Source organism: [Flexibacter] sp. ATCC 35103 (assembly GCF_001975985.1).
Lineage (GTDB): Bacteria > Bacteroidota > Bacteroidia > Flavobacteriales > Flavobacteriaceae > Flavobacterium.
The window spans coordinates 115,868-129,777 of record NZ_MTQF01000010.1 but is presented as its reverse complement, the minus strand read 5'-3'; the positions used below and the strand labels follow the sequence as shown (position 1 = coordinate 129,777).

The 13,910-nt window shown below is 33.7% G+C and carries 11 protein-coding genes; 2 read left to right on the top strand and 9 right to left on the bottom strand.

All coding sequences use genetic code 11. The annotated features are described in order from the left end of the window. Positions 1–67: 67 nt before the first annotated feature. The 6 genes from ilvC to BXU01_RS19000 all read right to left on the bottom strand — a co-directional run bounded on the left by ilvC (position 68) and on the right by BXU01_RS19000 (position 8,306). Entirely contained in the window at positions 68–1,537 is a 1,470-nt protein-coding gene (ilvC, locus tag BXU01_RS19025) for a ketol-acid reductoisomerase (RefSeq protein WP_083694757.1), read from the bottom strand. A gap of 65 nt (positions 1,538–1,602) precedes the next feature. After that, entirely contained in the window at positions 1,603–2,124 is a 522-nt protein-coding gene (gene ilvN / locus BXU01_RS19020; RefSeq protein ID WP_055092264.1) for an acetolactate synthase small subunit, read from the bottom strand. A 78-nt stretch (positions 2,125–2,202) separates the two neighbouring features. Continuing rightward, entirely contained in the window at positions 2,203–3,891 is a 1,689-nt protein-coding gene (gene ilvB / locus BXU01_RS19015) for a biosynthetic-type acetolactate synthase large subunit (RefSeq protein WP_083694756.1), read from the bottom strand. A 68-nt stretch (positions 3,892–3,959) separates the two neighbouring features. Then, on the bottom strand, positions 3,960–5,633 hold the full coding sequence (ilvD, locus tag BXU01_RS19010) for a dihydroxy-acid dehydratase (RefSeq protein ID WP_083694755.1): 1,674 nt from the start codon (positions 5,631–5,633) through the stop codon (positions 3,960–3,962). Between the two features lie 267 nt (positions 5,634–5,900). Further along, positions 5,901–7,019, bottom strand: coding sequence for a 3-isopropylmalate dehydrogenase (leuB, locus tag BXU01_RS19005; protein WP_083694754.1), 1,119 nt, complete (start codon positions 7,017–7,019; stop codon positions 5,901–5,903). 111 nt (positions 7,020–7,130) lie between these two features. Beyond that, complete coding sequence (locus tag BXU01_RS19000; RefSeq protein ID WP_083694902.1) at positions 7,131–8,306, bottom strand: 2-isopropylmalate synthase; 1,176 nt, start codon at positions 8,304–8,306, stop codon at positions 7,131–7,133. 155 nt (positions 8,307–8,461) lie between these two features. Between BXU01_RS19000 and BXU01_RS18995 the strand changes: the two genes are divergently transcribed. Beyond that, a complete protein-coding gene (locus BXU01_RS18995) occupies positions 8,462–10,006 on the top strand; it encodes a hypothetical protein (protein ID WP_083694753.1) in 1,545 nt (514 codons plus the stop codon). 77 nt (positions 10,007–10,083) lie between these two features. On the opposite strand, the gene BXU01_RS23700 is transcribed toward BXU01_RS18995, so the two are convergent. Together BXU01_RS23700 and BXU01_RS18985 are read right to left on the bottom strand one after the other, a co-directional pair. Continuing rightward, the gene (locus BXU01_RS23700; protein WP_165689810.1) at positions 10,084–10,254 is read right to left on the bottom strand and encodes a hypothetical protein; all 171 of its coding nucleotides are present in this window, start codon (positions 10,252–10,254) and stop codon (positions 10,084–10,086) included. Positions 10,255–10,521: 267 nt separating this feature from the next. Next, positions 10,522–12,177, bottom strand: a complete 1,656-nt coding sequence (locus BXU01_RS18985) for a M1 family metallopeptidase (protein ID WP_083694901.1) — start codon at positions 12,175–12,177, stop codon at positions 10,522–10,524. Positions 12,178–12,355: 178 nt separating this feature from the next. On the opposite strand from BXU01_RS18985, the gene BXU01_RS18980 reads away from it, so the two are divergent. Beyond that, positions 12,356–13,054, top strand: a complete 699-nt coding sequence (locus BXU01_RS18980; protein ID WP_083694751.1) for a carbohydrate-binding family 9-like protein — start codon at positions 12,356–12,358, stop codon at positions 13,052–13,054. A 251-nt stretch (positions 13,055–13,305) separates the two neighbouring features. Here BXU01_RS18980 and hisIE read toward each other — a convergent pair whose 3' ends face one another. Then, on the bottom strand, positions 13,306–13,902 hold the full coding sequence (gene hisIE, locus BXU01_RS18975) for a bifunctional phosphoribosyl-AMP cyclohydrolase/phosphoribosyl-ATP diphosphatase HisIE (protein WP_083694750.1): 597 nt from the start codon (positions 13,900–13,902) through the stop codon (positions 13,306–13,308). Positions 13,903–13,910: the final 8 nt, after the last annotated feature.

The following is a 13,910-nucleotide window of genomic DNA, read 5'->3' as shown; positions in this document are numbered from 1 at the left end:
AAAATATTACATAAAACAGAGATACAGTGCAAATCCCACATTCAAATGTGTGGTAATTCCCAATTTATTATCCAATTTTTTTCATTGCAGTCATTGATTCTCTCAACCATGCTCCTACTTCTTCGATAGGATGTTGACGAATTTCTTTGTTTACTGCAATTAAAATAGCATTATCTACTCCGTTTGAAGTTGAGAATGGTTTTCCTATAACGTTTGTTTCAACAGTTTTCATAAATTCAGTTAATAACGGTTTACAAGCATGGTCAAATAAATAACAACCATATTCTGCAGTATCCGAAATAACACGGTTCATTTCAAATAATTTTTTTCTTGCAATTGTATTTGCAATCAAAGGTAATTCGTGTAATGACTCATAATAAGCTGATTCTTCGATAATTCCTGCTTCTGTCATTGTTTCGAAAGCCAATTCTACACCAGCTTTAACCATTGCAATCATTAAAACTCCATTATCAAAATATTCTTGTTCAGAAATTGGAGCGTCTGTAGGAGCAGTTTTCTCAAAATTAGTTTCTCCTGTAGCAGCTCTCCAAGTCAATAAGTTTTTATCGTCATTAGCCCAGTCGATCATCATAGTTCTGGAGAATTCTCCTGAAATAATATCATCCTGGTGTTTTTGGAACAATGGACGCATGATGTCTTTTAATTCTTCTGCAATTTCATAAGCTTCAATTTTTGCAGGATTAGAAAGACGATCCATCATATTGGTGATACCACCATGTTTCAAAGCTTCTGTGATAGTTTCCCATCCGTATTGAATTAATTTTGAAGCATATGCAGGCTCGATTCCTTTTTCGACCATTTTATCAAAACATAAAATAGATCCGGTTTGCAATAATCCGCAAAGGATCGTTTGCTCGCCCATTAAATCTGATTTTACTTCGGCTACGAATGATGATTTTAAAACTCCTGCTTTATGTCCTCCAGTTGCTACAGCGTAAGCTTTTGCCTGATCTAAACCAAAACCGTTTGGATCATTTTCCGGGTGAACAGCAATTAAAGTTGGTACACCAAATCCTCTTTTGTATTCTTCACGAACTTCAGAACCAGGACATTTAGGCGCACACATAATTACGGTTATATCTTTACGAATCTGCATTCCTTCTTCAACGATATTAAAACCGTGAGAATATGCTAAAGTCGAACCTTGTTTCATTAATGGCATAATAGCGGTAACCACAGCAGTATGTTGTTTATCCGGAGTAAGGTTACAAACTAAATCTGCAGTTGGAATTAATTCTTCATAAGTACCTACAGTAAAACCGTTTTCAGTAGCATTTTTATAAGATGCTCTTTTTTCAGCGATTGCATCTGCACGTAATGCATATGAAATATCCAAACCAGAATCTCTCATGTTTAAACCTTGATTCAAACCTTGCGCACCACAACCTACAATAACAACTTTTTTTCCTGCTAATGCTGAAATCCCGTCTGCAAATTCTGATTGCTCCATAAATTCGCAAACTCCTAACTGTTCTAATTGTAATCTAAGTGGTAATGTATTGAAATAATTTGCCATTTTCTTTTTTAATATTTAATGAATGTGTAATTTGATAATTGATTAATAAGGAAACTAAAATGATACTATTTGAATGTTTCTAATAATGTTGAAATTTCCATTTTTTCTTTAGAAACTGATATTCTGCCCGAACGTACAAATTGCATAATGCCGTAAGGTTTAAATTTTGCATATAATTCTTCAATTTCAGAACGTCTTCCTGATTTTGATATTACAAAGAAATCTCTCGAAACCGTTACAATTGTCGCCTGGCTTTCTTTGATGATATTCTGAATTTGTTTTTCATCAAACAACAAACTTGAAGCGATTTTAAACAAAGCATTTTCAAGATAAATCGTTTCTTCATCTGTATGATAAAATGCTTTTATTACTTCAATTTGTTTTTCTATTTGACCTACAATATTCTTAACCCATTTTTCAGTTGTATCTACAACAATAATAAATCTTGAAACATTCTCTATTTCTGATTCTGAAACGTTTAGACTTAATATATTAATGTGACGCTTTAAGAATATTCCTGATATTCTATTTAACAAACCCACGTTATTTTCTGAGTATACCGATATGGTAAATGTTTTATCTTCCATGTTATTTTGTTTAAAGTTTTTCTTGTTTCAGGTTTCAGGTTATGCAACGTGAAACTTAAAACTTGAAACTTTTTTTCTTTAGCTTAATCTAATTTCAGAAACACATGCTCCTGTTGGAATCATTGGGAATACATTATTCTCTTTTTCTACCATAACTTCTAAGAAATAAGAATCTTTTGAAGCCATCATTTCTGCGACAGCTGCATCTAAATCCTCTCTTTGGGTTACTTTTTTAGATTTAATGTAATATCCTTCTGCAATAGCAACAAAATTTGGATTGATCATATTTGTCGATGCATATCGGTTATCAAAAAACAACTCTTGCCATTGACGCACCATTCCTAAGAACTCATTGTTTAGGATCACAATTTTTACCGGAACTTTAGTCTGAAAAATTGTTCCTAATTCCTGAATAGTCATCTGGAATCCACCATCTCCAATAATCGCCACAACTTCACGATCCGGTCTTCCCATTTTTGCTCCAATTGCAGCTGGAAGCGCGAATCCCATTGTTCCTAAACCTCCTGAAGTAATATTACTTTTGGTTGAATTAAATTTAGCATAACGACACGCAAACATTTGGTGCTGACCAACATCTGAAACAATAATCGCATCACCTTTTGAGTGTTTATTAATCATTTCCATCGTTTCTCCCATTGAAATCCCTTTACCATTCGTTGGATTTAACTCTTCATTTATAACAGATTCTACTTCTATTTTATGCAGTTCTTTAAACTCATTATGCCATAAATCATGCGATTTCGCATCAATTAAAGGTAATAATGCATTTAAGGCTTCTTTTACATCTCCTAAAACCGCAACTTCTGTTTTTACGTTTTTATCAATTTCTGCAGGATCAATTTCAAAGTGAATTACTTTTGCCTGTTTTGCATACGTATTTAAATTTCCCGTTACACGATCATCAAAACGCATTCCTAACGCGATTAAAACATCACATTCGTTGGTTAACATATTTGGACCATAGTTTCCGTGCATTCCTAACATTCCTACGTTTAGCGGATGATCTGTTGGTAAAGCCGAAAGTCCAAGAATAGTCCACCCTGCAGGGATTCCTGATTTCTCGATAAAAGCTTTCAGTTGTTCTTCGGCCTGACCAAGAATAATTCCCTGACCAAAAACAATAAAAGGTTTTTTTGCACTATTGATTAAAGCAGCAGCTTCGGCCACTTTATCTAATTTTAATTTCGGAACCGGAACATAACTTCTGATTCCCGTACATTTTTCATAACTAAATTCGAACTCATCAAACTGAGCGTTTTTAGTAATATCAATCAATACAGGTCCCGGGCGTCCAGAACGAGCAATATAGAATGCTTTTGCAATAATTTCAGGAATTTCAGATGCTTCTGTAACCTGATAATTCCATTTGGTTACCGGAGTCGAAATCCCGATAATATCAGTTTCCTGAAAAGCATCAGAACCTAATAAATGTTTCCCTACTTGTCCGGTAATACAAACCATAGGAGTTGAATCAATTTGCGCATCTGCAATTCCGGTCACTAAATTTGTAGCACCCGGTCCTGAAGTTGCAATTGCAACCCCAACTTTTCCTGTAGCTCTTGCATACCCTTGAGCTGCATGAGTTGCACCTTGTTCGTGACGTACTAAAACATGGTGTAACTGATCTTGAAATTTATACAATTCGTCGTAAACCGGCATTATGGCTCCTCCCGGATATCCGTAAACCAAATCTACTCCTTCTGCTAATAAACATCTTATAACGGCTTCTGCCCCTGATATTTTCATAGTATATTTTTTTTATCAATTGCGATTTTAATTAAAATCGCAATTGATTTTGATATGTTGTTGTAAAATTATTTATCGGTAACGCAACCTGTAGATGCGCTTGAAACCGATCTGGCGTATTTAAGCAAAACTCCTTTTGTAACTTTCAACGGTGGTTGTACCCAAGCCGCTTTTCTGGCTGCAAATTCTTCTTCGGAAATTTTCAGGTCGATTGTATTTTTTACAGCATCGATCGCGATTAAATCACCATCTTTAACTAAAGCAATACCGCCACCATCATAAGCCTCTGGTGTTATGTGTCCTACGACAAAGCCATGTGAACCTCCAGAGAACCTGCCGTCTGTAATAAGAGCACACGTACTTCCTAATCCGGCTCCAATAATTGCCGATGTAGGTTTTAGCATTTCAGGCATCCCCGGACCACCTTTTGGTCCACAATACCTGATGACGACTACATTACCCGGTTTTATTTTTCCGGCCTCAAGACCCGGAATTACTTCAAATTCTCCTTCAAAAACTACAGCAGGACCTTCGAAATATTCTCCTTCTTTTCCGCTGATTTTTGCAACAGCACCTTCAGAAGCAAGATTTCCGTATAAAACCTGAATATTTCCTGTTGGTTTTAATGCTTTTTGTATTTCATGAATTACTTCCTGACCATCTTGTAAATCCGGTGTAGAAGCTAAATTCTCAGCTACAGTTTTTCCGGTTACCGTTAAACAATCTCCGTGAATTAATCCCGCTTTCAATAAATATTTCATTACTGAAGGAATTCCTCCAACTTCATGAATATCCTCCATCATATATTTACCACTTGGCTTCATATCTGCCAATACTGGTGTTCTGTCATTGATTGCCTGAAAATCATCTAAAGTTATTTCGATGTCAACAGCATGAGCCATAGCGATTAAATGCATAACTGCATTTGTAGAACCTCCTAAAACTGCAACGATTGTTATTGCATTTTCAAAAGCTTTGCGAGTCATAATGTCTCTTGGCTTAATATCTTTTTCTAATAATATTTTAATAGCTTCTCCCGCAGCAAGACATTCATCTCTTTTTTCCTGACTTAGAGCCGGATTTGATGAACTGTATGGTAAACTCATTCCTAATGCCTCAATTGCAGACGACATTGTATTTGCCGTATACATTCCGCCACAAGCACCAGCACCAGGACATGCATTTTGAATTACTCCTTTAAAATCTTCCGGAGTAATTTCTCCTTTTACTTTTTTTCCTAAAGCTTCAAAAGCCGAAACAATATTTAAAGATTCACCTTTCCATTTTCCAGAGTGAATTGAACCTCCGTATACCATCATCGACGGGCGGTTTAATCTTCCCATTGCGATTAATGCTCCTGGCATATTTTTATCACAACCAGGAATAGCAATTACACCATCGTACCATTGTGCTCCCACAACTGTTTCGATAGAATCTGCAATTACATCACGGGAAACCAATGAATAACGCATTCCTTCAGTACCATTCGAAATTCCGTCACTTACACCAATGGTATTAAAAATAAGTCCGACCAAATTTGCATCCCAAACACCTTTCTTAACATCTTTTGCAAGATCATTCAAGTGCATGTTGCACGTGTTACCATCGTAACCCATGCTCACAATACCTACTTGTGCTTTTTTCAAATCTTCTTCAGTTAAACCAATACCGTACAACATGGCTTGCGCTGCAGGTTGTGTTTGATCTTGAGTGATGGTTTTGCTGTACTTATTTAATTCCATTATGTATTATTTTATTTTAATTTTTATTCAAAAAAAAACCTTCCAGTATTTGGAAGGTTTCTAATATAGTTTTTCAATTATATTTATACCATTCCCAGTGCAGATGTGTGAATCACATTGACAACAAAGACAGAAGTAATAATAATTGAGATTTGCATTCTTTATTTTTTAGTGTCACAAAAGTATGAAAACTAACAGGACTAAAAAAATAAAATCTCAACATTTCACATACTTCTTGTTATTTATTTCATTATTTTAATAAAAAACCTAAACAATTGTAGATTGACCGATATGAACATTGTCATTATTAAAATATAGCAAGTCGTCTTTGCTGAAAATAAAATTAGAAACAAACTCCCCTACTTCATTTGTACCGAATTTTGAATCTGGTTTTAAATCAACTGTAACAACTTTATATTCGATTGCTTTTTCAACTGCCTGATAAATTACATTTGCCTCTTTATATAAACCAAAATGTTCTAACAACATTGCGGCTGATAAAATGGAAGCAATTGGGTTGGCAATATTTTTTCCTTTTGCCTGAGGATAAGATCCGTGAATAGGTTCGAACAACGCATTTTTTTCTCCTAAAGATGCCGAAGCCAATAAACCAATAGAACCTGTAATAACGCTGGCTTCATCTGATAAAATATCTCCAAATAAATTCTCTGTCAAAATCACATCAAATTGTTTTGGATTTAAGATAATCTGCATCGCTGCGTTATCTACAAACAAAAAGTCTAACAATACATCAGGATAATTTTCGCCTACTTTTTGAACTACTTTTCTCCACAATCTTGAAGTTTCCAAAACATTTGCTTTGTCTACCATTGTTAACTTCTTGCGTCGGTTTTGTGCCGATTTAAAAGCTAAATGTGCAATTCTGGTGATTTCTTCTTCTGAGTATTCACATAAATCCGAAGCATGTGTTCCTTCTTCATTTAATGTTTTTGCTCCAAAATAAGCTCCGCCTGTTAATTCCCTGAAAATAGTAAAATCAGCACCTTCGATAATTTCTCTTTTTAAAGGAGAAGAATCGATCAATGATTTATACGGTTTTATAGGACGGATGTTCGCAAACAATCCCAGTTCTTTACGAAGCCTTAGCAAACCTTGCTCCGGACGAACTTTTGAATTTGGATTGTTGTCATATTTAGGATCTCCAATAGCACCAAACAAAACAGCATCAGTATTTAAACAAAGATTTAGCGTTTGCTCCGGTAATGGATTTCCTGTTTTTTCAATAGCAATTGCCCCCATGAGAGCCTCTTCAAAAACAAATTCATGATTGTACACCTCACCAATAGCGTATAAAGCTTTTTTGGCTTGTAAAATTACTTCCGGTCCAATTCCGTCTCCTGGTAAAACTGCTATTTTCAAATTCATAACGTCTCGTTCTTTATGTATTTAAATCTTTATTTATATCTTAGTTTAGTCTTTCTTCTTTATTCTATTCTCTATCTTCTATTCTCTTTATTCTTTCCTCTCTTTTTCAATCTAGCTTCTAATTAAATCGCCTTCAATTTTCGAAGCTTCAATAATTTGATGAATATCTGCGTCAATTACTTCTTTTTTAATATCTGCAAATTTCAAGAACTCAAGATATACAATGTCCAATTGTACTTTTGTAAGCTCGTAACCAACTTTTTTAGCACGATATGCCAAAGCAGCTCTTCCGCTTCTTGCTGTTAAAATAATTGAAGATTCATTTACACCGACATCAAGCGGATCCATGATTTCATACGTTGCTCTGTTTTTGATCACACCATCCTGGTGAATTCCAGAACTGTGTGCAAAAGCATTTGCTCCTACAATAGCTTTATTTGGCTGCACGATCATTCCCATACTTTCAGAAACCAATCGGCTCATTTCGTTCAATTCTCTTGTATTAATATTGGTATCAAGATTTAAGTAAGGATGTTGTTTAAAAATCATCACCACTTCTTCAAGTGCCGTATTTCCAGCTCTTTCACCAATACCATTAATAGTACATTCTATTTGTCTCGCTCCATTTATAGCGCCTGCAATAGAGTTTGCAGTTGCCATTCCTAAATCATTATGACAGTGACATGAAAGGATTACGTTTTCGATTCCTTTTACGTTTTCTCTTAAATATTTAATTTTTGCTCCGTATTCTTCTGGTAAACAATATCCTGTTGTATCTGGGATATTTAATACGGTAGCTCCGGATTTAATCACTTCTTCACAAACTTTTGCAAGGAAAGCGTTATCAGTTCTGCCGGCATCTTCTGCATAAAACTCAACGTCTTCTACATATGATTTTGCATGTGATACTGCATATTTTGCTCTGGCAATAATATCTTCTCTTGTGGTATTTAATTTATGGAGTATATGAGATTCAGATGTTCCGATTCCTGTGTGGATTCTAGGTTTTTTAGCATGCTTTAAAGCAGCTGCGGCAACATCAATGTCGTTTTTTACAGCTCTTGTTAATCCGCAGACGGTTGCGTTTTCTACAATTTTACAAATCTCAGAGACGGATAAAAAATCGCCCGGACTTGACACAGGAAAACCTGCTTCGATAACATCAACTCCCATTTTATCAAGTCGTTCTGCGATAACTAATTTTTGTTTAGTATCTAACTTACATCCTGGAACTTGTTCACCATCGCGCAAAGTGGTGTCAAAAATTTGAACTTTCTCTCTATTCATATTCATTTATTTAATGTAATTTCACATCTTGATAACAAATATATATTGTACTTATTCAGTATGAAATTCATTTTAATGAAATTATACTGTTCATAACACAATTTATAACGAACTAAATAACTAATAATCAATAAGTTATATTATTATATTTTACAATGGCTAACCATCAAAAAGATTTCTTATTTGTATTAATAAAATCGCTTTCCAAATCAGAAAAAAGACAGTTTAAGATTTTTGCAAGCCGTTTAGAGACGAGTTCAAATACTAAATTCATTGAATTATTTAATATTCTGGACAAATCTGAAAACTACGATGAAAAGCTTATCCTAAAGAGCGGAATCATTAAAAAAGTACAGTTATCTAACTTAAAATCATACTTATACAAGCAAATACTGGTTAGTATTCGATTGAATATCCCCAGCCAGAACATTCGTTATCAATTGCGCGAACAAATAGATTTTGCCGGTATTTTATATAACAAAGGATTGTATAAACAGAGTTTAAAAATTCTGGACAAAACAAAAATGATTGCGCTGGAAAATGATGAGAAATATATGGCGTATGAGATTGTGGAATTCGAGAAACTTATCGAATCACAATATATTACGCGCAGTATTCAGGGACGTGCAGACGAACTGGTTATTCAGGCAAAAGAACTGAATTACAGAAACACAATTTCAAGCAAATTATCAAATTTATCGCTTCAGCTTTACGGAATCATGCTTAAAACTGGTTATGTAAAAAATGATGAGGAATATAAATATATCGATGACTATTTTAATAAACATATTGCCAAATTAGATGAAACTAAGTTTGGTTTCCGTGAAAAATATTGGTTTTATAATGCCAATTTATGGCGTAGTTTCCTTGTTCAGGATTTCCTGGCAAGCTATAAATATGCTTATAAATGGGTTACGCTGTTTTACGACAATCCCAATATGATTTATCAGAATCCTGTATTTTTCCTTAAAGGGAATCATTATTTTCTGGAGTCCTTATATATGTTGAAATACAAATCGAATTTCAAAAAATATCTTTCGCTTTTAGAAAAAACGATTCAGGATGAAAAATTTCCTGTAAATGATAACATTGCATCACTATCATTTCTATACGTTTATAACAATAAATTGAACTTGCACATTCTGGAAGGTACTTTTGCTGAAAGCGAATATTTAATTCCTGAAATTCTGGAGAAGATTAAAATACATAGCGAGCACCTTGATGAACATCACGAAATGTTGTTTTTCTATAAAATAGCGTCTATATATTTTGGAAATGAAAAATATACAGAATGCATCTTCTATCTCGATAAAATCATAAACAACAAAAACTTAAGCATGCGTGAAGATCTAATGTGTTTTGCGAGACTTTTGTCTTTAATAGCGCATTATGAATTAGGAAAAGATTACTACTTAGAAAATCACCTTAAAAATACGTATAAGTTTTTATTGAAAATGAATGACTTACACGAAGTACAAAAAGAAATCATTAAGTTTCTAAGAAACCTGAATAACTTTTATCCGGCTGATATTAAAAAAGAATTCAAAAAAATGCATGCGCGTTTCGTTGAACTCGAAAAGAACACCTACGAAAAAAGAGCGTTTTTATATCTTGATATTATCTCGTGGCTTGAAAGCAAAATCGAAAACCGAAAAATTGCCGATATTATCAAAGAAAAAGCGAAGTTTAATAGCCGATAAATTTGTTTTGACGTTGAACATAACAAACCCTACAGGTTTTATCCCAAGGCTTCGGGACTGTAGGGTTTAATACCAATTTATCTGCAATAACAGCACGTTGATGTTCCTGCAAGGCAAACATCACCCCTTCCTGGTGTATTTGATAATACTCCACCGGCTTCTCCGCACAATCTGTCGCATAAACCTATAGTTGGATTTACGTATGGGAGACCTCCGCCAATTATAAATTTCTGTGCATTTTTACTCAAAATTTCAACGTTTCTTAGGTTTTTTAGGTTTTTCATAATAACATGATTTGATTTGTTCCTACTCTATTAGCTTTTCGGAATACGCTTTTTAAAATCTGAACAAATTAACTCACTTATGTTCAGATAATTGTCGCCTAAGTTAAAAAATAAAAAGGTAATATTCGTACAAATAAAACAAAAACATAATGATATAAAATGACAAACCCGACAAGTTTTAAAAACCTGTCGGGTTTATTAATTCCAACGAATTAGAATTTGTTTTAAACGTTATTCAACAATATTAGAACTAGTTACATAAAAGTTCTTATCAACTGCTATAGTTCTATTTTCGTTTATTGTTTTCTCCGATTTCCATTCTGTTGTAGGTTTCAACCAAATTTCTTCGCCGTTTAAAATTACTTTTACCGGCATATCAAATTTAGAAACACAATTTGTCCAGTGATATCCAAAAGATCCATTTTTAAAAATATATTCAAAAACCGGAATTTGAGTTGTAGTCAAATATTGCGCATAAACTCTGTTAAAATTAATTCCTGACTGATTGTTTATATAATCTTCAATTTGCTTAGAAGTAACCGTTTGATGGTAAAAAGTACTGTTTAAACCTCTTAAAATCGATTTCCATTTTGCATCATCGTTAATTATCTGACGGATCATGTGCAGCATATTTGCCCCTTTTGGATACATATCTCCAGATCCTTCATTATTTACATCATAATTTCCAATAATCGGTTTGTCATTTTTGATTCCTTTTCTGCATCCAATTACGTATTCTGCTGCAGCATCTTTTCCGTAATAATATTCAAGAAATAAACTTTCAGAGTAGTTGGTAAAACTCTCGTGAATCCACATATCTGCAATGTCTTTATATGTAATATTATTAGCAAACCATTCATGACCTGATTCATGGATAATGATAAAATCGAATTTTAATCCCCATCCTGTTCCACTTAAATCGCGTCCTAAATAACCATTTTTATAGCCATTTCCGTAAGTTACACTGCTTTGGTGCTCCATTCCTAAATATGGGGCTTCGACTAATTTATAGCTGTCTTCATAAAAAGGATAAGGTCCAAACCAATTCTCAAAAGCCTTTAGCATTCTTGGAACATCTTTAAATTGTTCTTTCGCAAGAGCCAGATTATCTCTTAAAACATAGTAATTACAGTCTAAATCTCCCTTTTCTCCTTTAAACTTTTCAGAGAAATTCACATAATCTCCAATATTAATATTTACACCATAATTATTAATCGGGTTCGAAACGTACCAATTAAAAGTTTTTGTACCGTCTTTTTCTTTTTTAACGCTTTTTAGTCTTCCGTTCGAAACATCCGTTAAATCTCCGGGAACATTTACGCTGATTAGCATATTCTCTACTTCATCGTACATATGATCTTTGTTTGGCCACCAAACACTCGCACCTAATCCCTGACATGATGAAGCGATAAAATCTTTTCCGTTTTTATCTTTTTTCCAGGTAATTCCTCCATCCCAAGGCGGATTAACTGCTTCTTTGGGTTTTCCTCCAAAAGAAATTACGATTTCCTTCGTTTCACCTACTTTTTGATTTGCTGTTAATTCAATAAAAAAAGCATTTCCGTCTCTTTCAAACTTCAATTCTTTTCCGTCCTGCGTTACTTTATAAATCTGCATAGGTTCCTGCAAATCAATTTGCATTTTGTTGTATGCAGTCAAAACAGTATAACGAACGGTATTCGAACCTGTAATAGTTTTTTCCTTAGGATTTACTTTTACATCTAAATGATAGTATTTTAAATCCCACCAGATTCTTTCTTTTGTAATGCTTCCGCGTAAAGAATCCTGATGTGTAAAAACCGTTTCCGACTTATTTAGAAGTCCTTGCGCATTGGCTGTAGAACCAATTAAAAAGGCGATAAAAACGCCGCCAAAGTATTTTTTCATACGAATTAAATATTTGCTTTTAACCAAAATAAAGAAGGCATTCAACCTGCTTTAACCACAACAAATGTAAACATTCGAATCAAGTTTTAAATATTTTTATAATCCCTGTATTGAATATTTAATGTTAAATTTCATTTATTCTTCTGTATTTTAGCCTGTCAAATCATTTCTACTATTTATGAAAATTAGTGCAATCACTTTTGTTTTGTGCCTGATCTACTCAACAACAAATTATTCGCAAAATATTCCTGTCCATAAAATAATTGAAAATTTAAGTATTGACGGAAATCTATCAGACTGGAAAACGCCATTTCTTGGTCCGTTTGTAATTCATAATTCCGGTAAAAGTGGTACTCAGAATACTTTTGTTTCACTTTCGTGGAATGATGAAAACTTATATATAGCGTACCGTTCTACTGATTCTAAAATAACAGGAAAGGTTCAAAAGAAAGATTCTCCAATTTTTAATACTGATGATTTAGTAGAGATTTTTATAGATCCTGATGGCGACGGACAAAATTATGTTGAGATTGGAGTAAATGCCTTTTCTTCTAATTATGATATGCTGCTAAAATGTATTTCGCCAGTTTGTGGTGGCTGGAATACAACAATGTCTTTTGATATTACAGGATTAGAAACCGTTAGTAAAATAACAGCTGAAGGTTATAATACCGAAATCAAGATTCCGTTTTCGAGTTTGAAAACTGTTAAAAACGGGAATTTTACAAAGCCAAAAACAGGAACAAAATGGAAAGGAAATGCTTTTAGAATTGATTACGGTAATACCACAGAATATCTTGCTTTACAGCCTTATAAAAGTTTGAAATATGGTTTTCATCAACCAGAAGAATTTACGATTTTTGAGTTTATAGAGTAGCGTTGAGATGGCACGCGGATGACACTGATTCGCTATGCGAAAACGCGGATTTAAACGGATTTTTTTTCTTTTTTGTTTTTGTCAAGCTAAGCGAAGTCGAAGCCTTGCAAAGTGATTCAATAAACCAGATTTTAGGTTTATGAAGTACTTTTTTTTTAAAAAAATATTACACAAAAAAAAATTGCATTATGTTTAAAACTGTAATAGTTATAAATCACAATGCAATTATATTTTCTTCCCTTAAAACTATACTACTTCTTACGTTTCTTCAAAACATCGACAACATCATTCAATTGAAAACCTTTTGCCTGCAATAATATCAAATAATGAAATAACAAATCGGCGCTTTCGCTTAAAAATAAATCATCGTTATCATCTTTGGCTTCAATAACTACTTCTACAGCTTCTTCACCAACTTTTTGAGCAATTTTATTGATTCCTTTTTCGAATAAAGAAGCTACATAACTTTTTTCAGAATCGGCGTTTTCTCTTCTTGTTTTGATTGTGTTTTCTAATTGAGAAATAAAGCCATAATTTTCCTTATTTTCTTCTTGCCAGCATGTATCAGCACCTGTATGACATGTTGGTCCAACTGGTTTCGCCTGAATTAGAAGCGTGTCGCCATCACAATCATTCTTGATGTCTACCAAATTCAAAAAGTTTCCGCTTTCCTCGCCTTTTGTCCAAAGTCTTTGTTTCGAACGGCTGAAAAATGTTACTTTTTGAGTCTCAATTGTTTTCTGAAGCGATTCTTCGTTCATATATCCCAGCATCAAAACATTTTTTGTCTCAGAATCCTGAATAATTGCCGGAATCAATCCGTGTGCGCTTTTTATATCTATGTCCATAATTTTTA

What these genes read in the sequence shown, in the direction of transcription:
- ilvD (WP_083694755.1), bottom strand. Translation starts at nt 5,633, where the DNA reads ATGGAATTAAATAAGTACAGCAAAACCATCACTCAAGATCAAACACAA.
- leuB (WP_083694754.1), bottom strand. Translation starts at nt 7,019, where the DNA reads ATGAATTTGAAAATAGCAGTTTTACCAGGAGACGGAATTGGACCGGAA.
- BXU01_RS18985 (WP_083694901.1), bottom strand. Translation starts at nt 12,177, where the DNA reads ATGAAAAAATACTTTGGCGGCGTTTTTATCGCCTTTTTAATTGGTTCT.
- ilvC (WP_083694757.1), bottom strand. Translation starts at nt 1,537, where the DNA reads ATGGCAAATTATTTCAATACATTACCACTTAGATTACAATTAGAACAG.
- ilvN (WP_055092264.1), bottom strand. Translation starts at nt 2,124, where the DNA reads ATGGAAGATAAAACATTTACCATATCGGTATACTCAGAAAATAACGTG.
- BXU01_RS18995 (WP_083694753.1), top strand. Translation starts at nt 8,462, where the DNA reads ATGGCTAACCATCAAAAAGATTTCTTATTTGTATTAATAAAATCGCTT.
- BXU01_RS19000 (WP_083694902.1), bottom strand. Translation starts at nt 8,306, where the DNA reads ATGAATAGAGAGAAAGTTCAAATTTTTGACACCACTTTGCGCGATGGT.
- hisIE (WP_083694750.1), bottom strand. Translation starts at nt 13,902, where the DNA reads ATGGACATAGATATAAAAAGCGCACACGGATTGATTCCGGCAATTATT.
- BXU01_RS18980 (WP_083694751.1), top strand. Translation starts at nt 12,356, where the DNA reads ATGAAAATTAGTGCAATCACTTTTGTTTTGTGCCTGATCTACTCAACA.
- ilvB (WP_083694756.1), bottom strand. Translation starts at nt 3,891, where the DNA reads ATGAAAATATCAGGGGCAGAAGCCGTTATAAGATGTTTATTAGCAGAA.